The 21,533-nt window shown below is 72.3% G+C and carries 21 protein-coding genes and 1 tRNA gene; 12 read left to right on the top strand and 10 right to left on the bottom strand.

Annotated elements, in window-relative coordinates:
- Positions 1-9: 9 nt before the first annotated feature.
- Both ACF06X_RS07830 and ACF06X_RS07825 read right to left on the bottom strand, forming a co-directional pair.
- Positions 10-1,230: an STM4014 family protein gene (locus ACF06X_RS07830; RefSeq protein ID WP_392286334.1), complete on the bottom strand. Its 1,221-nt coding sequence runs from the start codon at positions 1,228-1,230 to the stop codon at positions 10-12.
- A complete protein-coding gene (locus tag ACF06X_RS07825; RefSeq protein ID WP_392286333.1) occupies positions 1,227-2,186 on the bottom strand; it encodes an STM4015 family protein in 960 nt (319 codons plus the stop codon). Before ACF06X_RS07825 ends, ACF06X_RS07830 begins: the two co-directional genes overlap by 4 nt.
- A gap of 165 nt (positions 2,187-2,351) precedes the next feature.
- On the opposite strand from ACF06X_RS07825, the gene ACF06X_RS07820 reads away from it, so the two are divergent.
- The 3 genes from ACF06X_RS07820 (at position 2,352) to ACF06X_RS07810 (ending at position 4,765) form a co-directional block, all read left to right on the top strand.
- Positions 2,352-2,678, top strand: a complete 327-nt coding sequence (locus ACF06X_RS07820) for a hypothetical protein (RefSeq protein WP_392286880.1) — start codon at positions 2,352-2,354, stop codon at positions 2,676-2,678.
- Positions 2,679-2,689: 11 nt separating this feature from the next.
- Positions 2,690-3,787: a DUF6745 domain-containing protein gene (locus tag ACF06X_RS07815; RefSeq protein WP_392286332.1), complete on the top strand. Its 1,098-nt coding sequence runs from the start codon at positions 2,690-2,692 to the stop codon at positions 3,785-3,787.
- Between the two features lie 99 nt (positions 3,788-3,886).
- Positions 3,887-4,765, top strand: coding sequence for an SIMPL domain-containing protein (locus tag ACF06X_RS07810; RefSeq protein ID WP_392286331.1), 879 nt, complete (start codon positions 3,887-3,889; stop codon positions 4,763-4,765).
- Positions 4,766-4,852: 87 nt separating this feature from the next.
- Here ACF06X_RS07810 and ACF06X_RS07805 read toward each other — a convergent pair whose 3' ends face one another.
- Positions 4,853-5,506, bottom strand: coding sequence for a TetR/AcrR family transcriptional regulator (locus ACF06X_RS07805; RefSeq protein WP_392286330.1), 654 nt, complete (start codon positions 5,504-5,506; stop codon positions 4,853-4,855).
- A gap of 162 nt (positions 5,507-5,668) precedes the next feature.
- Between ACF06X_RS07805 and ACF06X_RS07800 the strand changes: the two genes are divergently transcribed.
- Positions 5,669-6,913, top strand: a complete 1,245-nt coding sequence (locus tag ACF06X_RS07800) for an MBL fold metallo-hydrolase (protein ID WP_392286329.1) — start codon at positions 5,669-5,671, stop codon at positions 6,911-6,913.
- Between the two features lie 93 nt (positions 6,914-7,006).
- On the opposite strand, the gene ACF06X_RS07795 is transcribed toward ACF06X_RS07800, so the two are convergent.
- Entirely contained in the window at positions 7,007-7,210 is a 204-nt protein-coding gene (locus ACF06X_RS07795) for a DUF2795 domain-containing protein (protein ID WP_392286328.1), read from the bottom strand.
- Between the two features lie 604 nt (positions 7,211-7,814).
- On the opposite strand from ACF06X_RS07795, the gene ACF06X_RS07790 reads away from it, so the two are divergent.
- From ACF06X_RS07790 to ACF06X_RS07770, 5 genes are read left to right on the top strand one after another with little or no spacing between them, the layout of a single operon-like run.
- Entirely contained in the window at positions 7,815-9,758 is a 1,944-nt protein-coding gene (locus ACF06X_RS07790) for a sensor histidine kinase (RefSeq protein ID WP_392286327.1), read from the top strand.
- Between the two features lie 7 nt (positions 9,759-9,765).
- Positions 9,766-10,200: a roadblock/LC7 domain-containing protein gene (locus ACF06X_RS07785; protein ID WP_392286326.1), complete on the top strand. Its 435-nt coding sequence runs from the start codon at positions 9,766-9,768 to the stop codon at positions 10,198-10,200.
- Positions 10,201-10,202: 2 nt separating this feature from the next.
- Positions 10,203-10,574 carry a DUF742 domain-containing protein gene (locus tag ACF06X_RS07780; protein WP_392286325.1) on the top strand — a complete coding sequence of 124 codons (372 nt, stop codon included), beginning with the start codon at positions 10,203-10,205 and terminating at the stop codon, positions 10,572-10,574.
- Positions 10,552-11,175 carry an ATP/GTP-binding protein gene (locus ACF06X_RS07775; protein ID WP_392286324.1) on the top strand — a complete coding sequence of 208 codons (624 nt, stop codon included), beginning with the start codon at positions 10,552-10,554 and terminating at the stop codon, positions 11,173-11,175. The genes ACF06X_RS07780 and ACF06X_RS07775 overlap by 23 nt, the downstream gene beginning before the upstream one ends.
- Complete coding sequence (locus ACF06X_RS07770; RefSeq protein ID WP_392286323.1) at positions 11,172-11,741, top strand: GAF domain-containing protein; 570 nt, start codon at positions 11,172-11,174, stop codon at positions 11,739-11,741. The genes ACF06X_RS07775 and ACF06X_RS07770 overlap by 4 nt, the downstream gene beginning before the upstream one ends.
- Before the next feature lie 108 nt (positions 11,742-11,849).
- Here the strand turns inward: ACF06X_RS07770 and ACF06X_RS07765 are convergent, their stop codons facing one another.
- From ACF06X_RS07765 to ACF06X_RS07755, 3 genes are all read right to left on the bottom strand, one after another.
- Positions 11,850-13,049, bottom strand: coding sequence for an acyl-CoA dehydrogenase family protein (locus tag ACF06X_RS07765; protein WP_392286322.1), 1,200 nt, complete (start codon positions 13,047-13,049; stop codon positions 11,850-11,852).
- A gap of 519 nt (positions 13,050-13,568) precedes the next feature.
- Complete coding sequence (locus ACF06X_RS07760; RefSeq protein ID WP_392286321.1) at positions 13,569-14,462, bottom strand: transketolase family protein; 894 nt, start codon at positions 14,460-14,462, stop codon at positions 13,569-13,571.
- Positions 14,463-14,508: 46 nt separating this feature from the next.
- Positions 14,509-15,270 carry a transketolase gene (locus ACF06X_RS07755; protein ID WP_392286320.1) on the bottom strand — a complete coding sequence of 254 codons (762 nt, stop codon included), beginning with the start codon at positions 15,268-15,270 and terminating at the stop codon, positions 14,509-14,511.
- Between the two features lie 126 nt (positions 15,271-15,396).
- On the opposite strand from ACF06X_RS07755, the gene ACF06X_RS07750 reads away from it, so the two are divergent.
- Positions 15,397-15,470, top strand: a tRNA-Pro gene (locus tag ACF06X_RS07750).
- A 119-nt stretch (positions 15,471-15,589) separates the two neighbouring features.
- On the opposite strand, the gene ACF06X_RS07745 is transcribed toward ACF06X_RS07750, so the two are convergent.
- A complete protein-coding gene (locus tag ACF06X_RS07745; RefSeq protein ID WP_392286319.1) occupies positions 15,590-16,141 on the bottom strand; it encodes a lytic polysaccharide monooxygenase auxiliary activity family 9 protein in 552 nt (183 codons plus the stop codon).
- A 303-nt stretch (positions 16,142-16,444) separates the two neighbouring features.
- On the opposite strand from ACF06X_RS07745, the gene ACF06X_RS07740 reads away from it, so the two are divergent.
- Complete coding sequence (locus ACF06X_RS07740) at positions 16,445-17,665, top strand: alpha/beta hydrolase family protein (RefSeq protein WP_392286318.1); 1,221 nt, start codon at positions 16,445-16,447, stop codon at positions 17,663-17,665.
- 288 nt (positions 17,666-17,953) lie between these two features.
- Here ACF06X_RS07740 and ACF06X_RS07735 read toward each other — a convergent pair whose 3' ends face one another.
- Positions 17,954-18,481 (bottom strand): VOC family protein, encoded by a 528-nt coding sequence (locus ACF06X_RS07735; RefSeq protein ID WP_392286317.1) that lies wholly within the window; start codon positions 18,479-18,481, stop codon positions 17,954-17,956.
- Positions 18,482-18,656: 175 nt separating this feature from the next.
- On the opposite strand from ACF06X_RS07735, the gene ACF06X_RS07730 reads away from it, so the two are divergent.
- Positions 18,657-19,124, top strand: a complete 468-nt coding sequence (locus ACF06X_RS07730; protein WP_392286316.1) for a TetR/AcrR family transcriptional regulator — start codon at positions 18,657-18,659, stop codon at positions 19,122-19,124.
- A gap of 14 nt (positions 19,125-19,138) precedes the next feature.
- Here the strand turns inward: ACF06X_RS07730 and ACF06X_RS07725 are convergent, their stop codons facing one another.
- Positions 19,139-21,358, bottom strand: a complete 2,220-nt coding sequence (locus tag ACF06X_RS07725; protein ID WP_392286315.1) for a SpoIIE family protein phosphatase — start codon at positions 21,356-21,358, stop codon at positions 19,139-19,141.
- Positions 21,359-21,533 lie beyond the last annotated feature (175 nt).

Below are 21,533 nucleotides of genomic sequence, written 5' to 3'. Positions count from 1 at the left end.
TCCGCTGGTTCACGTGGTGCTCGTTCCTGTGGTGCTCATGGTGGTTCGGGTCGCGGGGGTCGCGCGGCTTGCGCTGGTCGCGGGGTTGGCGGGGTTCGTGGAGGTGCGGAGGAGGGCGGCGAGCTGCGCCGCGTAGGTGTCGAGGCCCTCCGCGCCGCTGCCCGGCAGTCCGGTGAGGCCGGGCAGGAGATCGCCGAAGGCGTTGACCTCGCCGACGGCGAAGCGCCGCCAGCCTGACGAGGGCAGCAGATCGACCCCCACGCAGCGGGTGCCGGGGAAGGCGGCGGCGGCTCGCTCGCACACCTCCAGGGCCTGCGACCACCGGCCGCCCGCCGCCCCGACCGCCGCACGGACCGCGTCCAGGTCCCCGCGGGCTCCGCCCAGATGGAGATTGGTCATGGGGGAGCGGCTGGTGCGGACGACGGCGTGGGTGGCCCGACCGTCGATCACCACCACCCGCAGATCGGCCGCCCGGCCCGCCTGCGAGGCCTTGGGCAGCCAGCGCTCGATGTGCAGCCCGTCGGGGGCGAGGGCGTCCACGATCGCCGCCACCTCGTGCTCCGTGCGATAGCGGCGCACCCGCAGGGAGTTGTGGAGCCGGCCGTCGGGGCCGCGCTCCACGGAGGTGGTCGCCTGGACCCGCCCGGACGGGGCCGTCTCCACCGCGAGCACCCCGGAGGCGGAGGAGCCGTGCGCGAGCTTCACGAACGCCCGGCGCGCCCCGGCGTCGGCCATCAGCGATCTGACGTCCTCCCAGCCCCGCACGGGCGGGGCGTCGGGACCCGACGTCGGCGACTCGGGCACCGGCACCGACGCCTCGCGCAGACGGCCGTGACCGAGCCGCTTGTCGAAGAGGACGGCCAGCTCGTCCGGGTCGTCGACCAGGACCGCCCCCGCCGACCTGACGCCGATGGCCAGCGCCGACACGGCGGCGGTGAACCGCTCGTACCACAGCCCCGTGCCCTCGACCCGGGTCGTGTCGGACGTGCCGCGCAACAGCCGCTCCACCTCCGGGTCCTCGCCGGGCGAATCGAGGCGTACGGTCTCGCCGTCGAGGAAACGCGCCCCGCCCCGCAGGACGTCGAGCCACGGCACGACCCTCGCCTCCGGCAGCCCGGCCGCCCGCACCGCGTCCTGGAAGAACCGGACGCGGCGGTTGGCGGGGTTGCCGACGACGGCGAGACGCGGCTGCGTGCGGCGCGCGTGCGCGAGGGGCGGGGGCGGGGTCATTCGGCGACCGCGACGTACCGGTAGATCTCGCCGTCCCCGTCGTCCTCCGGCTCCTGGGCGTCGCCGACGTCCACCGTCACGCCGTGCGGCGCCAGCGCGTCGACGACCCGCTCGCGCATCTCCTCGGAGAGGTAGTGGTGCGAGAGGTCCAGGTGCGCCAGGTGCGTCAGCGGCTGCCCGGCGAGCAGGGCGGCGGCCCCCTCGTCGGTCAGGACGCCCATCGACAGGTCGAGCCGTTCGAGCCGGGCGACGACCGGGGCGCTCGCCACGGCGGCGGCGATCTCGTCCTGGATCACGCTGTTACGCAGCCCGAGACGGCGCAGGGCGGGGAACCCGCTCCCGGCGAGCAGCGGCTCCAGGTCGCCGACCGTGCTGTCGCCGCCGTACTCGTCCGTGCCGAGCCAGAGCTCCAGCTTCTCCAGGGAGGGCAGGTCACTGCCCACCACACCCCGCACGACCTCGGCGCCCAGACCGCCCGACTCCACGACGAGCGTGCGCAGACGCGCGTGGTGGATCGCCGGGAAGGCGAGCTCCGAGCCGCCGCGCACACCGAACTCCTCCAGCATCGGGTACGCGGCGAGCAGCGGCGTCACGTCGGACTGCTGGATCCAGGAGATCTCACAGTCCTCGAAGTCCATGTCGCCGAGGAAGACCGCCCGCAGGCCGGTGAGCCGGTTGTTGGCGGCGATGAGGGTGGTGACGATCTCCGCCGACGAGGTGTCGTACGCCTCGTTCCAGCCGCCGACGACCAGCGCGCGGACCCGGGTGGTGTCGACCGTCGCGAGGAAGCGGGCGAAGGCCTGATCCCACTGCTCCTCGCCCGGCTCGCAGTACGTCGGTGTGGAGACGCGCCAGGCCACCGAGGCGGCGTCGGGGAGTTCGACCGCGGCGTCGCTGTCCGGGAAGTCGAACACGGGCAGGCCGTTGAACTCCTGCAGATGGCCCGAGATGGTCATGAGTGCTCCAGACACCGGACGGCGTTGGTCGGTTGACGCGAGAAGTTGTACCAAGCCGCACTGACAGCGCCGTGCGCCGGGTGGGGCCACGACGCGTTGTCAGTGCCGGCCTCTAGCGTCGTACGTGTGGTCGGCGCACTCCGCGCCGCCGGGGAGGGGAGAGCCATGTACCGGCAGGGCGATGTGCTGATCGTGCCCGTCACCGAGAGCGCGGTGCCCCCGCGTGCGAAGGGCGCGGCGGGGGAGCCGCGAGACGCCAGGGGGCGGCTGGTCCTGGCGCTCGGAGAGGTCACGGGGCACGCCCACGCGATTCCGGGCCCGGGGCGACTGGTGCGCGAGCCGGGACCGTTCGGGCCGCTGCTGCTCGAACTGCCCGCGGGCGGACGGGTGGTGCACGAGGAGCACGCGCCGATCGCGCTGCCGAAGGGCTGGTACCGCGTGGTGCGCCAGCGGGAGTACACACCGGGCGCGTACCGGATCGTCGCGGACTGACAGGGGGAGACATGAGCGGGACCACGACGCTGGACAGGTGGCGGGCCGTCGCGGCCGCCACCGGCGCGGCCGACCGGGCGGCGGCGGAGGCGGGGGTACGGCTCGCGTACCGCACGGCCGGCCTCGTCGAGCCGGAGCGCGTCGTCTGGGCGGACTCGCCCCGGGCGGCGGTCACGGCCATACGTGAACTGACCGACGCGGGACGTTCGGTACGGGACGAGGTGCGCACCCGGCCCTGGGCCGAGGAGCGGCGCCGGGTCCACGACGCACTGGGCCCGGGCGGCTGGGCGGAGCTCTGGACGCGTACCGGAGCCCGGCTCTGGGACACCACCCGGGCGCTGGCGGAGCGGATACGGACGGGGGTCGCCGAGGACCTCGCCGCTTCACCGGACGAGGCCACGGCCGTCCGCCTGGTGCTGCTCGACGCGGTCCTCGGCCAGCACGACGCGGCCTGGCTCGCCGCCTTCGAGGGTCGCGACGAGAGCGACGGGCGTCACGGGCATCACGGCCGCGACGGCCGTGACGGTGGCTCCGGGGCCGACGGCGGCGACGGGGACGACGGGGGCGGGCGGTTGGCGGGGCTAGCCGCCGTCGCCGAGCACGCGGGCTGGTGGTGGCCGTACGAGAAGGCGGTCGTCCTCTGCGAGCGCCCCGTCGAGCTGCACCGCGACGAGGCGGGGCGCCTGGACCGGGGCGACGGTCCCGCGCTCGCCTTCCGGGACGGCTTCGCGCTGTACGCCTGGCGGGGCATGCCGGTGTCCGCGGAGTTCCTCGGCGGACTCGGCGCGCTCACCCCCGAGCGGATACGGGCGGAGGAGAACGCGGAGCTGCGGCGCGTGATGCTCGAGTACTACGGATACGACCGCTATCTCACCGAGTCCGGCGCCCGGCCGGTGCACCGGGACGGGACGGGGGTGCTCTGGCGGATCGAGCTGGTGGACGACGAGGACGTGGCCATGGTCGAGGTGGTCAACGCGACCCCCGAGCCGGACGGCACCTTCCGCACCTACTGGCTGCGGGTGCCGCCGGAGACGGCGACCGCGCGGCAGGGGGTCGCCTGGACTTTCGGCCTCGCGGCGGAGGCGTACGAGCCGCTTGTGCAGACCTGAGCGGGTGACCGGGCAGGAGTGGCGCGCGGGAGGGGGAGCCCGCGGGTGCTGGGATGTCCGCGCCGGATCTTCCGGTATCCACCGTCGAAGGGACCGCCTGTGACGACCCGCCACTTCCACCACTGCCCGACCGTCCGCGCCGGCCTGCCACCCGTCGCCCGCCCGACCCGCCGCGCGGTCCGCCGCACCATCGCCACGGGCGTGGTGCTCGGAGCGCTGATGCTCGCGGGGGCGGGCCCCGCGCTCGCCGCGGCCCCCGGGGGTGCCACGCCCACACCCGTCGTCGAGGCGGCGCCCGCCGTCACCGCGCCCACGCCCGACGCCGGATCCACGCCCGGCGTCGCGACGGGCGCCGATCCGAAGTCGGCGACCCTCACCGTGACCGGCACCGGCCGGGCCGCGGCCCCGGCCGATCTCGCCATCCTCTCGGTGGGGGTGGAGGTGGCCCGGCCGACCGCCAAGGAGGCGATGACGGCCCAGCGCACGGCCGCCGAGGCGCTGCTCGCCGCGCTGCGGAAGCAGTCCGTCGCCGACCGGGACATCAGGACCGACAGTCTGTCCCTCTCGCCCGTCTACACCCAGAGCACCAATGGGGAGAGCCGGGTGACGGGCTACCAGGCCGGGCAGACCTTCTCCGTGAAGGTCCGCGACGTCGAGAAGGCGGGCCAGGTCATCGGGGCCGTGACCGGGGCGACCGGCAGCGCGGGTCGGGTGAACAGCGTCGCCTTCGACGTCGCCGACCCGACCGTCCTGCGCTCCAGGGCCCGCGAGGCCGCCCACCGGGACGCGTACGAGAAGGCGTCCCAGCACGCGGAGCTCAGCGGCCACCGTCTCGGCCGCCTCATCTCCCTGACCGAGGGCGAGAGCCTGCGCCCCAGCCCCGGAGGCGGCATGCCCGCCGACGCCCCGGAGGTGCCCCTTGCGCCGGGTGAGATCGAGGAACAGGTGACGGTCACGGCGGTCTACGAACTGCTGTGACCCCGTGATCCTCGTGGTGAGCCGGGCCGGCCGGTGGACCGGTCGGCCCGTGCCAGGACGCCGGGCCGGCCCGCCCGTCGCCGGCGTCTACGCGCCGCCGTCGCCGGTCGTCCCGGGGCAGAGGGCGGCCGGGCCGGGCGCTTCCCCGGCGGGGAGGCCCAGTTCGCGGGCGAGGGCCGCGTCGGCCCACTCCAGCATGGCGGCGCGGGAGAGCGACCCGGCGTAGGACGTCATCTGCACGGCGAGGCCGTCCAGGAAGGCGGTCAGCCGCCAGGCCGCCGCGGCCGGATCCGCGCAGGGGAACTCGCCGGCCGCCGTGCCCTCGGCGATCACCTGGGTCAGCGCCGCCTTCCACTGCTGGTCGAGCGCTCCGGCGACCTCGCGCAGCGCCGGCTCCCGCAGGCCGGCCGCCCAGCCCTCGATCCACAGCCGCCAGCCCTTGGCCTGCCCGGTCGGGGCGTACCAGCGCACGGCCGCGCGCAGCCGGCGCAGGGCGGTGGTACGCCGCCCGAGGAGCCGGCGCAGATGGGCGAGGTCGGCCTCGGCGGCATAGGAGAAGGCCGCGGCGACCAGCTTCTCCTTGGTCGAGAAGTGGTAGAGCACGAGCGCGTTGCTGACCCCGAGGGCGGCGGCGACATCGGCGATCCGGACGGCGGCCACTCCCCGGGCCTCGATCTGCTCGACGGCGGCTCGCAGCAGCTCCTCCCGCCGCTCCGCCACGCTCAACCGCACTCTCGCCACGGCGGCCAGCCTACACAGCACATGACACGGGCATGATCAATTACGGCCCGGGTCCCGGGCGCTCCGCACCCCTCCCCACGCGCCGCCGGCGCCCCTCGCCGGTCCCCCGGCCGTAAGCGGCGAGGGCCGCCCATAATGGAGTCCCGACCCTCAGGAGGCCCTGTGACCGGCACCGGCTCCGACCATTCGCTGCGGGCCCGGCTGCGCGCCCGGCGGCCCGAGGCCTTCGGCGCCGACCCCGCGGGTGAGCGCCTGGAGCGCATCAGGCGCTCGCCGAACTTCGCGGACGGCGTCTTCCAGAACCCCGTGGCGTCCCGGACCGTGCCCTCCGGCTCCGCCGTCGAGCTCGCCAAGGTCTTCTTCCAGAAGGAGGCACGGGCGCGCCGGGCCCCGACCGGCACGATCCCCGTCCACGCCACCACCCTGGCCGACCTCGCCAAGCCCCCCGTCTCCGGGCTGCGGCTCACCTGGATGGGTCACTCCAGCGTCCTCGCCGAGATCGACGGACAGCGGGTGCTCTTCGACCCGGTGTGGGGCGACCGCTGCTCCCCGTTCTCCTTCGCGGGTCCCAGACGGCTGCACCCCGTACCGCTTCCCCTCGCCGCGCTCGGCCCCGTCGACGCCGTCGTGATCTCGCACGACCACTACGACCACCTCGACCGGCCCACGATCAAGGCCCTGGCCTCGACCGACACCGTCTTCGTGGTGCCCCTGGGCGTCGGCGCCCATCTGGAGCGCTGGGGGGTCTCCCCCTCCCGCCTGCGCGAGCTGGACTGGAACGAGTCCACCGAGATCGGCGAGACGCGGTTCACCGCGACGCCCGCCCGCCACTTCTGCGGCCGAGGCCTGCGCAACCAGCAGCACACTCTGTGGGCCTCATGGGTGGTCGCGGGCCCCGAGCACCGCGTCTACCACAGCGGGGACACCGGGTACTTCCCCGGCTTCCGGGAGATCGGCGCCGAGCACGGCCCCTTCGACGCGACCATGATCCAGATCGGGGCGTACAGCGAGTACTGGCCCGAGGGACACACGGACGCCATGCCGGTCCCGGGGGCCTGGCCGGACATTCACATGACGCCCGCGGAGGGTGTGGAGGCCCACCTCGATCTGCAGGGACGGACACCGCGCGGGGTGCTGCTGCCGATCCACTGGGGGACGTTCAACCTCGCCTTCCACGCCTGGGCGGAACCGGGTGAGTGGACCATGGACGCCGCCATGGGCGCCGGGCAGTCCGTCGCGCTTCCCCGCCCCGGTGAGCCCTTCGAACCGGAGGGGCTCCTCCCCATCGACCCCTGGTGGCGGACGGTGTCCCGGCCCGTCGCCCGCCCCTGGGCCGGCCCGAAGACGCTGACCGTCGCCGCGGAACCCGCCCCGCGGGGCGACCTGGACCTCGCCGGCGAGCGGTGAGGGCGAGCGGTGACCTGAGCGGGGCCTGACCGCGACTGCGGCCCGCGCTCCCGGTGACGGGGGCGCGGGCCACGGGCCGGTTCCGGGCGCCGGTCAGCTCTTTCCGCCGCTCCCGAAAATGGCCTTCTGCACATCGTCGGGACCGTCGTACCGCTTCGAACCGGAGCTCTGGAGCTTCTTCACGACGGTGTCCTCGGCGCCGTTGCTCTTGGCCACCGAGACCAGGTCCTCGCCGCTGGCGGGGTACTCGGCGCCCTTGAGAGCCTTCTGGACATCGATGGGACTGACGTCGGCCATGGTGGTGACCTCTCTCCTGCTCGGCGTGAATACCGGTCTCGTGGCCGCTGCCCAGAATCCGGCCGACGATTCGGCGGCCCGCCGACGAGAGGACGGTCGTTTGCCGCGGAGGCCGACGGGCAGCCGCACGCCGAGGGAGCCGGCTGAGCCGCCGCCGGCCGGACCTACGGCCGGACCTACGGACGGTCACGGCGACCCACCACGCCGGAACCGGTGCTCACGCCCGTACACAGGGCCCATGCGCGGCCGTACCGGCGCCGGGGTCGGCGCTCCGGCCCCGCCCCTCCACGCCCGCCACCCGGACGCGGGAGCGGATTCCGGTCGGGGGCGATTTCCTCGGCGGGTGGTGGCGTACACGCCCCTCCGCCCGCTTCCGCTCCCGGCATTTCGCACCCTTCATCGAGTTCCGGCCAAGCGTTCTCGGCCTGTTGTGCGACGGCTAATACCAGAGTGGGCCGCGCTCCGGGTAAGTTTGCCAACTGCGCACCGCACATGAACGGTTGACGACTACAGTGTGTGGTTGGTGATCATCGGTAGGCTCATCACATCCACGTAGTAGACCCCCCGTAGTACGCCGATTCCTGGGCACGTACCAAGGACACTCATGTCTCAACTTCGCGCACCCGCCCCGCGGTCCGAACGCCGCGAGGGCGGGCGGCACGGCCGGTCAGGCGCCCGCTCCGCCCCCAGCGCGGGGGTTCCCGATCCCGGACAGCAGCAGCCCGCGCCGCTCCCGACGGAAGCCCGCATACGCCCACAACTCCTGCGCACCTCCGTGCTCCCGGCCATCGCGGTGGCACTCGGCGGCGCCGCCGCCGTCCTCTTCACCCTTCGCTCGACCGGGGCCACTCCGACCCCCGGCCTCTGGGCCGCGCTGACGGGCGCCGCGGCCCTCACGGTCGCCTCCGTGACCGCGGCGGCCCTCGGCGCCGACCGGGCCGCCAAGGCCGTCCTCGACCGGTGCAACGCCCTGCGCCGCTCCAGCGCCCGGGGCCAGAGCGAACTGCGCGCGGTCGTCGAACAGCTGCGGAGGGGCGAGGGCCCGCCGGCCCGCGCGGTCATCCCGCCCGCCACCGCCTCCGGCGACGAATTCGACCTGCTCTCCCAGGAGTTGGCCCGCTCGCACGAGGCCGCGGTGGCCGCCGTGGTGCAGGCCTCCCGGCTGTCGAGCAGCGTGGGCAACGAACAGAAGGTCGAGGTCTTCGTCAACCTCGCCCGTCGTCTGCAGTCCCTCGTGCACCGCGAGATCCAGCTCCTCGACGAGCTGGAGAACGAGGTCGAGGACCCGGAGCTGCTCAAGGGCCTCTTCCACGTCGACCACCTGGCGACCCGCATCCGCCGCCACGCGGAGAACCTCGCCGTGCTCGGTGGCGCCATCTCCCGCCGTCAGTGGTCGAATCCGGTCACCATGACCGAGGTGCTCCGCTCGTCCATCGCGGAGGTCGAGCAGTACCCGCGCGTGAAACTCGTCCCGCCGATCGACGGTACGCTCCGGGGCCATGCCGTGGCCGACGTCATCCACCTGCTCGCCGAACTGGTCGAGAACGCGACGCTGTTCTCCGCTCCGCACACCACGGTGCTGCTGCGCGCCCAGTACGTCACGGCCGGCCTCGCCATCGAGGTCGAGGACCGCGGCCTGGGCATGCCCGTCACCGAGCAGAACAAGATGAACGCGCTGCTCTCCGACCCCGACCAGGTCAACGTGGCCCACCTGCTGCAGGACGGACGCATCGGACTGTTCGTGGTCTCCGCGCTCGCGCGGCGCCACGGTATCGCCGTACGCCTGCAGTCGAACATCTACGGTGGTGTCCAGGCCGTTCTCGTGCTGCCGCAGGGGCTCCTCGGTGCCGATCCGGAGGGGCTCGCGCGCAGCCAGAACCAGCCGGGGGCGGTGGCCGCGAGCCAGGCGGCGCAGATCCAGGCGGCCCAGGTCCAGGCCCAGACTCAGGCCGCCCAGCCCCAGCCTCAACTCCAACCCCAGTCCCCGGCCGCGCAGGCCGCTCAGTCCCAGGGGCAGTCCCACCTCCAGGCGCAGCCGCTCGCGCCCGGGGCCCCGACACCACCTCCGGCCCCCGCGCCCGTACGCGTACCGGGAGAGGCCTCCCGGCCGCAGCCCGCGCATGCGCAGGCCCAGGCGCAGGCGCAGGAAACCGGCCACGGCCAAGGTCAGGCGCCCGAGCCCGGGCACCGGCCGGTGACGTACACCCCCTCGTCACCGCCCGCCCTGCCGCACCAGTCGGCGTACTCCGGTGAGTCCTCCCCGGCCACCGCGAGTGCCCGCGCCGGAGGCGCCCCCCTGCCGCCTCAGGCGCCCCCGTCCCCACCGGCCCCGCGCGCGGAAGCGCAGAGCCGCCCCCTCCTGCCCAAGCGGCGCGCCCAGGAGCACCTCGTCCCGCAGCTGCGCGACGAGCCCGTGGCCCGCAAGCCGGAGGAGCACACCCTGCACGACCCGGGCCTGATGGCCGCGTTCCAGCGCGGCATCGGACTCGCCGAATCCCAACCCTCCCCCCAAGAACCGCCGCGTCCCGGCGACGCGCACAAGGAGTAGATGCACCATGGCGAGCAATGTGCCGAACGGCCATTCCTCGGATCTCGACTGGCTGCTGAGCGGTCTGGTCCAGCGGGTCCCGTACACCCGCAACGCGGTACTGCTCTCCTCCGACGGCCTGGTCAAATCGGTCCACGGCCTCGACACCGACGCCGCCGACCACATGGCGGCGCTGGCCTCCGGGCTGTACTCGCTCGGGCGCAGCGCCGGCGCGCGGTTCGGCGACGGCGGCGAGGTGCGGCAGGTGGTCGTCGAGCTGGACTCCACCCTGCTGTTCGTCTCCACCGCCGGTTCCGGCACGTGTCTGGCGGTGCTCGCCGGACGCGAGGCGGACGCCGCCGTCCTCGGGTACGAGATGGCGATGCTCGTCAAGAGCGTCCGGCCGTATCTGGTCACGCCCGCCAGACAAGCGGCGGGCACGGCGGGCAGTACGGGGCAGTGAGCGTGGCGTCCTCGCAGGAGGGGCCCTGGCTCGACGACGCGGCCGGCCGGCTGATCCGGCCGTACACCGTGAGCGGTGGCCGGACCCAGCCCACCACCGCGCTGGACCTCCTCTCCATGGTGATGGCGACAGGCTCCTCCCCGCAGCCGCACATGGGTCCCGAGCACAGCCTGGCCCTCGGGCTGTGCGACGGGCCCACCTCGGTGGCGGAGATCGCGGCGCACTTACGGCTCCCGGCGGTCGTCACCAAGGTTCTGCTCTCCGATCTCGTGGACTGCGGGGCGCTCACCGCCCGGGCGCCCCGCTTCCACGCCAATCCAACCGACCGTTCCCTGCTGGAGGCAGTGCTCGATGGCCTACGACAACGGCTCTGAGCGCCACGAGAGCGTGGCGACCGATCCGTTCCCCACCGCGCTCAAGATCCTGGTGGCGGGCGGCTTCGGCGTGGGCAAGACCACCTTCGTGGGCGCGGTCAGCGAGATCGAACCGCTGAGCACCGAGGAGCTCCTGACCCAGGTCAGCGCGGCCACCGACAGCCTGGAGGGCGTGGAGTCCAAGACCACGACCACGGTCGCGATGGACTTCGGGCGCATCACCCTCGACGACCGCAACGTGCTGTACCTCTTCGGCACACCGGGCCAGGAGCGCTTCTGGTTCATGTGGGACGAGCTCTCCGAGGGCGCGCTCGGAGCGGTCGTCCTCGCCGACACCCGCCGGCTGCAGGAGTGTTTCTCCGCGGTCGACTTCTTCGAACGGCGCGGCATCGGATTCGTCGTGGCCGTCAACGAGTTCGACGGTGCCTACCGCTATGAGCCCGACGAGGTGCGGGCCGCGCTCGACCTCAAGCCCGAGGTGCCGGTCGTGCTCTGCGACGCCCGGATCTCCAGCGCCGGCATCCGTACCCTGGTCACCCTCGTCCAGCATCTGCTCACCACCATCCCGGCCCCCGTGCCGAGCTACGGAGCACCGACATGACCTACGACCCGACCGGTCATCTGCTGCTGACCCCCGTCGACCGGGAGGCGCCCGCCCGTGTGCAGCGGCTGCGCGAACTCGGCCTCGGGGAGCGGCCGGAGCCGGCCTTCGACGAGTTCGCCCACCGGCTCGCGGACGTGACGGGGGCGCCGTACTCGATGGTCAACTTCATCGACGAGAACCGGCAGTTCTTCGCCGGACTGCACACCCCGGCGGGCACCCACACGGGCAGCGACCTCGGCGCGGCGGCGGCCGGCGGCAACGTCGGCCGGTTCATGGCCCGTGACCACGGCTACTGCCCGCACGTGGTGGTGCGCCGCAAGGCACTGGTCCTGGAGGACGTCTGCGATTACCCGCGGTTCGCGGGCAACCCGGTGGTGGACGAGATCGGCATCCGCTCCTACATGGGTGCTCCGCTGATCGACCGTACGGGCATCGCGCTCGGCACGATCTGCGTCGTCGACACCGACGTACGCCCGTGGGGCCGGGCCGGCCTTGAGACGATCAAGAGGCTCGCCGCGGAGCTGGTGGAGCAGATCCACCGCCGTGAGGAGAACCTCATCTGAGGTGGTGACGGGGCGCCCGGGAGCGCTTCGGAACGCCCCGAGCGCCCCGGAACGGCTCACGGCCGGGCCGGGGCGCTTCTTCCGTCTCCGGTGGGCGGGGCCGGCCGCTCAGAGGTGGGCGGGCTCCAGTTTGACCAGGTCCGACAGCTTCTCCGACCAACTCCCCTTGTCCTGGCCGAGGGCGACCTCCGCCAGGCGCAGCAGCTGGATGTCCGAGGTGCCGGCCGGGGCGAAGATGTGGTGCGCGTCGCGCAGATAGCGCTCGATGGAGCGGTCCGTGAAGAGCCCGGCCGCGGCGTGGATCTCCATCGCGTTGCGCCCCGAGTCGAGGGCGGACTCGACGTTGACCAGCTTCGCGTTCATCAACTCGGCGTCGCAGGACATGCCCTGGTCCAGCAGGTGTACCGCGTGGTAGGCGGAGAGCCGGGCCGTCATGAGCCGGGACTGCATCTGACCCAGCTTCAACTTGACGGTGGGCAGGTCGTGCAGGGGCTTGCCGTAGCGCTGGCGTTCGGCGCAGAACCGGGTCGTCTCCTCCAGGATCGCCTGGTGGATGCCGAGCGAGACGGCGGTGAGGTTGGCCCGGCCGTACAGCACACTGGAGGAGTACGCCACGGACAGTCCGTCGCCCTCGTCACCCAGCCGGTTCGAGGCGGGGACCCGGCAGTTCTCGAAGATGAGCTCGCCGAAGCTGAAGCCGTGCAGCCCCATCGCAGGCTGCTGGGGACCGGTACGGAACCCCGGGCGATCGGATTCGACCAGGAAGGCCGTGAGCCCCTTCGATCCGGGGCCGGTCCGCACCACCACGCCGTGCAGGTCGCCGACATGGCTGTTGCCGACGAAGACCTTGCTGCCGTTGAGGATGTAGTCGTCACCGTCCCGCACGGCGCTCGCGGTCATGCCCAGGACATGGCCGCCGGAGCCGGGTTCGGTGACGGCGATGGTCGGCAGGCACTCTCCGGCCGCGATGGCCGGAAGCCAGGTCTTGCGCTGCTCGTCGCTGCCGAAGTGCACGATCTTGGCGGTGCCGAGCTGGGAGGCCTGGACCATGGCGCCCATCGCGCCGCTGACCCGGGAGAGCTCCTCGATGATGATGGTTTTGGCCAGGTGCCCCGCACCCATGCCGCCGTACTCCTGGCTGATAGTCGCCCCCAGCCAGCCCTGCTCGCAGATGAGCCGGGAGAGTTCGTGGTGTACCGACCTGGACGCCTCCATCTCCGGTATCCGTGGCCGAACCTCACTCTCCGCGAAGGCGCGCACCGTTTCCCTGAGTTGATGATGCAGTCGACTGCTGAAGTAGCCGTCCATTCGAGTCCTCCCCTGCGAAACGCCTGCTCGTTCGGTTGTTCGAGCAGCTGGTGCATCGGCAGTGGTCCCGTCCCGAACAGGCCGACACTTCATGGTGTTGATCTTTCTGGGGCGGATCAATATCGCCACCGAGTTTGTCCGAAACCGGAGTGGTTGACGTTTGAATCTGACTGTGTTTCGCGTGGACTTGGCCTGTTCGCGCGGTTCACCAGGGCATTCCCCGTGGGCATCTTTCTGCCACATGCCAAGGGCAAACAGTTCATGGGCATATGGCCTTGTGGCGTATCCGGTCGCCTCATGCGTCACTTCATACCCAGAGAGGCGGCATGCCGGAACTTCCCACACGTCGGTCCCGGCGCCGGAGCGCGGGGATGCGGCCACCCTCGGCCACCCTCGGCCGCCGGTCGGACCCTCGGGACCGGCGTGCGGGTGCGCCCGGCGGCGCCCCGGCGTGTCACGGGGAGTGACCGGTGTGCGCTCCGGCGCATACGCCGGTCAGGGGCGCCCGCGCGCCAGGGGTCAGCGGCCGAGGAAGGTGGTGACGCGTTCCCGCAGGGCGGCCGGGTCGAGGCCTTGGCCCGTCAGGTGTTCCTCCATGCTGCCGTAGGTGCGCAGCTCGCGGCGGGAGACGCCGAGGCCCAGCACCCGATGGGGCGTCTCGGCGAGGGCGTCGTTGACGGCGGTGGTCGACGTCCCGGCGAGGTAGGGCTCGACCAGGACGACGTCGGCGCGGGCCCCGGCGACCGCCCGGCGCAGGGTCGCGGCGTCGAAGGGGCGGACGGTGGTGGCGTAGAGAAGGGTCACATCGAGGCCCTCGGTCGCGGCGAGGACGTTGTCCAGCAGGGGCCCGACCGCGACGACGACCCCGGCACGGCCCTCGCGCAGTGTGGTGAAGCCGGGGGAGACGGGACGGGCCGAGGCGTTGGACTGCAGCGAGAGCCGGACGTAGACGCGATCGTCGCCCGCGACGGCCTGACGCAGCAGGGTCTCGGCCTCGTCCGGGTGGCCGGGGACATGGACCGTCCAGCCGTCGAGGGTGTCGAGCAGGGCGACGTCGCCGGGCGACATATGGGTGAAGCCGCCGGCGGGCCAGTCGTACGAGGCTCCGGCGCTGACCAGGACACCCGAGACGCCCTGATGGCCGAAGTCCAGCTTGATCTGCTCGAAGGGGCGCTCGACGAGGAAGCTCGCGAAGGTGTGCATGACCGGCCGCATCCCGGTCAGCGCGAGCCCGCCGCCCACGCCGATGAGCAGCTGCTCGCGGATCCCCACATTGATCACACGGTGGGGGTGGCGGCGCTCGGCCTGCTGGAAGCCGTCCCTGCTGATCTCCGCGAGGACGACGGCGAGGCGGGGGTCCTCGTCGAGAAGACGGCTGGTGGTCGAGATGAAACGGTCACGCATGGTGTCCATGGAAGGCTCCTCGGGCTTGTACGGCTTCTTCTTGAGCGGTTCGGGCTCAGGCGGTCTTCGGCTCGACGCGGGCGACGACGGCGCGCGGCCGCCCGGGGTGCGGGGCGGTGAAGGCCGCGTGGAGCGCTTCGTGATCACGGCCGTCCACGGTCGCGGCGGACCATCCGGCGGCCTCGAACCGCGAGGCGATCCCGCCGGGCCAGCCGTAGGTGGCGGAGCTGTTGTCGATCACGAGCGTGTGCAGCTGCTCCAGGCCGGCGGGCCCGGCATAGGCGAGGGCCTCGTGATTGCTGCCCTCGTCCAGCTCGGCGTCACCGATCAGGACCCACACCCGCGGCTCGGCCAGCCCCTGCGCCCTCAGCCCCAGCACGGTCCCGACCGCCAGGGGCAGCCCGTGCCCCAGCGACCCGCTGCCGATCTCGGCCCCCGGCACCAGGGTCCGGTCGGGATGGTGCCCGAGCGGCGAGTCGTACGACCCGAAGCCGGTGAGCAGCTCCTCGGGGAAGAAGCCCTTGGCGGCGAGCACGGCGTAGTACGCCATCGGCCCGTGCCCCTTCGAGAGCAGGAACCGGTCCCGCCCCTTGTCCTCGAAGGTCTCGGGCGAGACCCGCAGGACGCGGTCGTAGAGGACCCAGAGCGCGTCGAGCGTGGAGGTGGCGGCGGGCGAATGCTTCTCGTCGCCGGTCATGAGCCCCATGAGCCGCTGAAGCCGGTCGAGGTCGGGACCGGGACCGGGATCGCGCGGGACGAGGGCGTCTGTCAGGTCCGCGGGGTCTGCCGTCTTCGCCATGTCTGCTGTGTTCGTCATGTGCCCCACCGTGCTACCTCAAGCGAGGTTGAGGTCAAGCCGTAAAGGGGTTCGTGACCACTCGGGGAAGTGCGGTATTGTTCTCATGCACGTCCGGCCGGGGGAAACCCCAGGTCAGACGGGCAACGGGACGTGGCGCAGCTTGGTAGCGCACTTGACTGGGGGTCAAGGGGTCGCAGGTTCAAATCCTGTCGTCCCGACTTGAAAGAGTCGCAGGTCAGGGGCCGTTTCAGAGCGATCTGAAACGGCCCCTTGATCGTTTATGGGGACCACTTGGGGACCAGCTCACCTTGACCGGTCGCTCCAGGTTGTGGCTGTTCTACCTGTAGTCGAGGTCGATGACCTGGTAGAAGGCGTTGCCGGTATCGGGGGTCTCCCACACCGCGAGCAGAACCTGATGGCCGGAGCGGCGCTCCGGGAGGCGCACGGTGTGGGAGACGGGGTTGCCGGGCGAAAGCTCGTGCTCCCAGTACGGCTGCTCGGTGAGCTGGACGCTGTGGAGGGGCTCCGATTCGAACTGTGCGCGACTCAGGGCCTGGCGGGGTTCCCAGTCGGCTCGAGTGAGGAAGTAGTTGAAGCGGCGGGCCTTGACCTTCGCGTTCGCCTCCCAGGTGATCTCCAGGTCCTGGTCGGACATGACCGGGTGCTTCTTCCAGTCGCTGCCGGCCTCGTCCAAAGAGGCGGCGAAGCTCTTCCCAGCGCTGGCGATCTTCCCGTCCGCCGGCGGCTGGGCGCTGACCACGTCGTCCGGGGCGACGGGATCACGCAGGCCCGCTTGGACATGGGGGAAGAACTTGCCGGCATCCAGGCCGCTGGCGTCGCCCAGGTGCAGCTGGGCCCGGGGGGCGGGGGAGCTGACTGCTACGTGCATGACGTCCAGAGGGGTTCCTTACGCTGTGTGCTTGCGTGTACGCGTAAAGCTACACAAGGCGTTCCTGGGGGCGCAGTCACATCCAGTACTCCGCGGGCTCGCGGCGCGTGGCGACGAGTTCGGGATTGTCCCGTCTCAGTCGATTCGGCCCCAAGCAACCGGAGTACGGCACCGCCGACCGCATCAGCCCCGGGGTGTAAACCCGTGGGCCGATGCCGTACGGGAGGGGCATGTGACAGCGTCCCGTTGTGCCCACGGACCGGCCGTGGCGGCACGATTGACGATCCGTGACACGGAGGTCCCATGACCGTCTCGCCGTTCACCGCCCACAGGAGCCTGACACGCCGCCGCATGCTGGGAGCCGCGCTGGCCGCCGGGGCCGCCGTGCCGCTCGCCGCCATCGCGGGCCCCGCGTGGGCGGATGCGGACAGGCCCGGCCCCGCCCCGGAGCGGCTCACGCTGCCCGTGCCCACCGGGCCGCACCCGGTAGGCACGGTCCCCCTGCACCTCGTCGACCGGTCACGCCCGGACGGCATCGCGGGCCCCGGGCACTTCCGCGAGCTGATGGCCACCGTCTGGTACCCCGCCCGGGACGTCGAGCACTACCCGGTGGCGCCATGGATGCCGGCCGGCGCCCTTCAGGCGTTCCTCACCGACGCCGGGTTCAGCGACCTGGTCCCCCTGGCGCCGCTCACTGCCGGCCACGTCGGCGCTCCGGTGCGGAGGTCGGGCCGACGGCTGCCCGTCGTCGTGTTCTCGCACGGCGCGCACAGCCACCAGGGCGACCACACCATCATGGTCCAGGAGCTCGCCAGCCACGGATACGCGGCGGTGACGGTGGCTCACCAGTACGACACGTACACCGAGTTCCCCGACGGCCGGGTCGCCGTCCCGCTCCGTGATCCGAAGGCGCCGACACTGCCCGGGGACTTCGCCGCTGACTTGCGCTTCGTCCTCGACTGCGTCGAGCAGCTCGCCGCAGGGTGCAATCCGGGCGCCGACCGGCGCGAGCTGCCCGCCGGGCTGCTCGGCTCCCTCGACCCGCGGCGCATGGGCGCTTTCGGCTGGTCGAAGGGCGGGACGGCCGCCGCCTGCGCCACGCTCGCGGACGAGCGCATCCGGGCCGGACTGAGCCTCGACGGCCCGATGCAGATGAACCCGCCGCTCGCCGGTGACCTGGACCGGCCGTTCATGATGATGTCCGCCGAGTTCACTCGGGCCACGCATCCCGAAGCCGCCGCGTTCTGGTCGCACCTGCGGGGCTGGCGGCTGAACATCCAGGCCCAGGGCGCCGCCCATATCTCGTACGGCGACAACGAGGCACTGTTCCCCCAGGTGGCGAAGCGGTTCGGGTGGAGCGAGCAGCAGCTCCGAGACGTGATCGGCACCCTCGATCCCGACCAGGCGGTGAAGATCCAGCAGGCGTACCCGCTCGCGTTCTTCGACGAACACCTGCGCCACCGCCGGGGACACCTGCTCGACGGGCCGTCCCCGGTCTTCCCCGCCGTGACGTTCCTCCCCTGAGGCCCCGGGGCCATGGCGCCGCGGCCCGTCACAGGCGCCTGAGAGAGCAGGACGACTGGGCCGAGTTCTACCCGAACCGCCTCGGGTTCAGCGCGCCGTGGGACACCGCCCACGCCGAGCCGCGGCACCCTGCCCTGGACCGCTCCGGGATGGCCGACGCCGACTTCGAACCGCATCTGGTCGGCGGCCGCACCCACTGGTGCCCGGCGAATGGCGAACGGCACCACCTGCACCGTCGAACACGCCCGTCGCAGCTGAGCGCGGTGGCACCTGGCTGCCTCCCGTAATTCAGGAGGGACGCGGGCGCTGCGGGGCGCTGGCCACCCCCGTCTCCCGGCCGCTGAGCACGGCGTCCAGGGTCTCCTGGGCCGTACGCATCGCCTCAACGTACTTCGGCTCGGACATGCGCTGCCATGCCAGCTCCGGGGAGACGTCCTCGACCCGGCTCATCACCCACCAGATGTTGCCGAACGGATCCCGCACCCTGCCGCCGCGGTCCCCCCACGCGCTGTCGGAGACCTCGGTGACCACCTGCGCCCCGTGGGCGACGGCAGCGGCCACGGCGGCGTCCGCGTTCGGGACGTAGACACGCAGCAGCGCGGGCATCCGCGGCCAGTCGGGGCGCCGGTCGAAGGCCAGCACGACCGTGTCGCCGATCCGGATCTCGCCATGGCCGATGGTGCCGTCCTCCACCCGCACCCGCTCGATCTCCTCTCCGCCGAACGCGGCGGTGACGAAGTCGAGCAGGGCCCCGGTGTCGTCGGTGACCACCCACGGTGCGACGGTGGTGTAGCCCTGGGGTGTGGTGTCACTCATCGCTCTTGTCCCCTCGCGTGGTTCTTCGTGGTGGGACGACAGTAGGACCCATCTAGGACAGCTTCGTTCCTAGATGGAGCGGGCTTTCCGGGAGCGTGGAGGGGTCACCGGCCGCTCCACGTGCGCCGAAAAACCGCGGCGCGGTGGAGGAAGCCGGGGCCCAGGCTGTCACGGCGTGCGGCCGCCGTGCGCCTCCATGTACCACTACTTCGCCGACAGATACCAGGTCGACGCCGAGCTGCTGCAGCGGCACCTGAGCGAGCTCGACAAGCTCATCGGTGCCGCCCTGGAGGAACCAAGGGCCCAGACGCTGCGCGAGGCCGTCGACGTCATGATCGACCTGCTCGTCGACTACCTCCGCCGCCACCGGAGCTGCACGGAGCTCTGGTTCGCGGGACGTCACGCCCCGCTCGACGAACTGGTGCGCGCCTTCGACGAAGCGCAGGCGGAACGGTTCTGGCACCACCTCGTCGAGCGGGGCCTCGTCTCCTCCGACACGCCCCTGCTGGCTCTGCTTCTCGCCTTCGAGGTGGGCACGGGGCTCTTCGACATCACGTTCCGGCGCTCGCCGGCCGGTGACGAGGCCACGATCGACGAAGCGCGCCGCCTCGTCACCGCGTACCTGGAGACGTACGCCGCATAGACCGACAGGCGCGGCTACGAGAGCGCCTGCTCCGCCCAGATGACCTTGCCCTCGCGGCTGTGCCGCGTGCCCCAGCGCTCGGCGAGCTGGGCGACCAGCAGCAGGCCGCGTCCGCCCTCGTCGAAGGTCCGGGCGCGGCGCAGGTGGGGGGAGGTGCTGTTGGTGTCGAAGACTTCGCAGGTCAAGGTGGAGTCGACGATGAGCCGCAGGTGGACGGGAGGCTTGCCGTAGCGGATCGCGTTCGTCGCCAGTTCGCTGACCATCAGCTCCGTGGCGAAGGAGAGTTCGTCCAGGCCCCAGGCGGTCAGGGTCTCGGTCGTGAAGCGGCGGGCGCCGGAGACGGCTGCCGGGTCGGAGGGGAGCCGCAGCGTGGCGACGTGGCCGGGGTCCAGCGCCCGGGTGCGTGCGACCAGGAGCGCCACGTCGTCGGCGGGGCGTCCCGGGAGCAGGGTGGTCAGCAGCCGGTCGCAGATCTCGTCCGGTGGCAGCGCGGACTGTGACGCCTGGGCGAGGACGTCGCTCACCAGCGTCAGCGAGGCGCCCACGTCACGCGCGCGGCCCTGGACGAGACCGTCGGTGTGGAGGGCGAGCAGACTGCCCTCCGGCAGTTCCCACTGAACCGTCTCGAACGGAAGTCCGCCCAGTCCCAGCGGCGGACCGATCGGCAGCTCCGGGAAGCCGACCGCCCCGGAAGCGGGCGAAGGAGTCGCCACGGCCGGCGGTACGTGCCCGGCGCTGGCGAGGGAGCAGAGGCGGGTGGCGGGGTCGTAGACCGCGTACAGGCAGGTGGCGCTGATCTCGACGTCCTCGCCGGCCTCCTCCCTCTGGAGGCGGATGACCACGTCGTCGAGATGGGTGAGCAGTTCGTCGGGCATCAGGTCGATGTCGGCGAAGGCGCGAACGGCGGTGCGCAGTCGGCCCATGGTCGCGGCGGCGTACATGCCGCGGCCCACGACATCACCCACGACGAGGGCGACACGGGCGCCGGACAGCGGGATCACGTCGTACCAGTCACCGCCCACGCCCGCCCGGGACCCGCTGGGAAGGTAGCGGGCGGCGGTCTCGACGGCGGACTGTTCCACCGGGCCCTGCGGGAGCAGGCTGCGCTGGAGGGTGAGTGCGGTGGCGTGTTCGTGGGTGTACCGGCGGGCGTTGTCGATGTACACCGCCGCCCGGGCCGCGATCTCCTGGGCCAGCAGCAGATCGTCGTCGTCGAACGGCGCGGCGGTGCGGTCGCGGGCGAACTGGGCCAGGCCCAGGGTGGCCCCTCGCGCGTGCAGGGGCAGCAGCAGGACCGAGTGGATGCCGAAGCCGGGCGAGCGGGGCGAGCGGGGCGAGCGGGGCGAGCCGGGTGGGCCGGGTGGTGTCGGTGGAACAGGCAGGTCGGGTGGGCCGGGTGGGCCGGGTGGTGTCGGTGGAACGGGGGCGTCCGGCGCCGTGACCCGTAGCAGCATGGGCCGACCCGTGGCCAGTGCCTTCGCCGGAGCCGAGTCCGCCGGGTAGGTGTGCGACCGACCGGTGCCGACCGGGGAGTCCGGGGAGTCGTCCAGGGCGGAACGCTGGGTGATGCGCCGCAGCACGGGTGCGTCCGTGGGCGGCTGGGGATCGCCGTCGCGAAGGACGGAGTCCAGGAGGTCGACGGTGACGAGGTCGGCGAAGTGGTCGACGCCGACCTCTGCCAGCTCCTGAGCGGTACGGGTGGTGTCGAGGGTGGTCCCGATCCGCCTGCTCGCCTCGTTGGTCAGGATGAGCCTGCGCTGCATCCGCCGGTCGCGTACCTCCTGGTAGGCGGTGACCACCCGCTCCGAACTGCGGTCGACGTACTCGAAGCCCGTCGCGATCAGCCGGAGGGTCGCGGCGTTGACCAGCCGCTGGTCGTCGGTGAGCCGGGTGGCCTCCTCCTGCAGCCACTGGAGGAGGCTGACGTGCCCGAGCCGGTAGGCGCGGAGCAGCTCGCTGATCGGTACGCCTTCCTCGGCGAACCGGCGGGCGAGTTTCAGGGCGGCGGCCGGCACCTCGGCCCGCGTCACGTCGCGATGGTGCTCCAGGGCGTCGAGGAAGGCCGTGGCGTGGTCGGCCGTCTCCCGCAACGCGAGCGGGCCGAGATCCATGTGGTGCCACAGTTCCGGAAGCTCGACGCGCATGCGCTCCATGAGGATGTCGGCCCACTCGTTCGAGCGTGGCCTCAGTTCCCGCGCCAGGCGGCCGAGGAACGCGGAGACGTCCTTCTCCATGACTGAAACGTATCCAAGGACCCGGTCGCCTGCCTGTTCGGGCGCTTCCGTCGGCGAGGGGGCCTTGACGGATCATCTGGACCATTGACCGTCTCAACGACCTGGTCAACGGAAGCCGGCGCAACGCGCGGCGGGGCGCGGCTCCGGAGAACTGAGATCGCCCACCGGTCAAAAG

Source organism: Streptomyces sp. NPDC015346, from assembly GCF_043078785.1.
Classification (GTDB): domain Bacteria; phylum Actinomycetota; class Actinomycetes; order Streptomycetales; family Streptomycetaceae; genus Streptomyces.
This window is presented reverse-complemented; position numbering and strand designations above follow the sequence as displayed.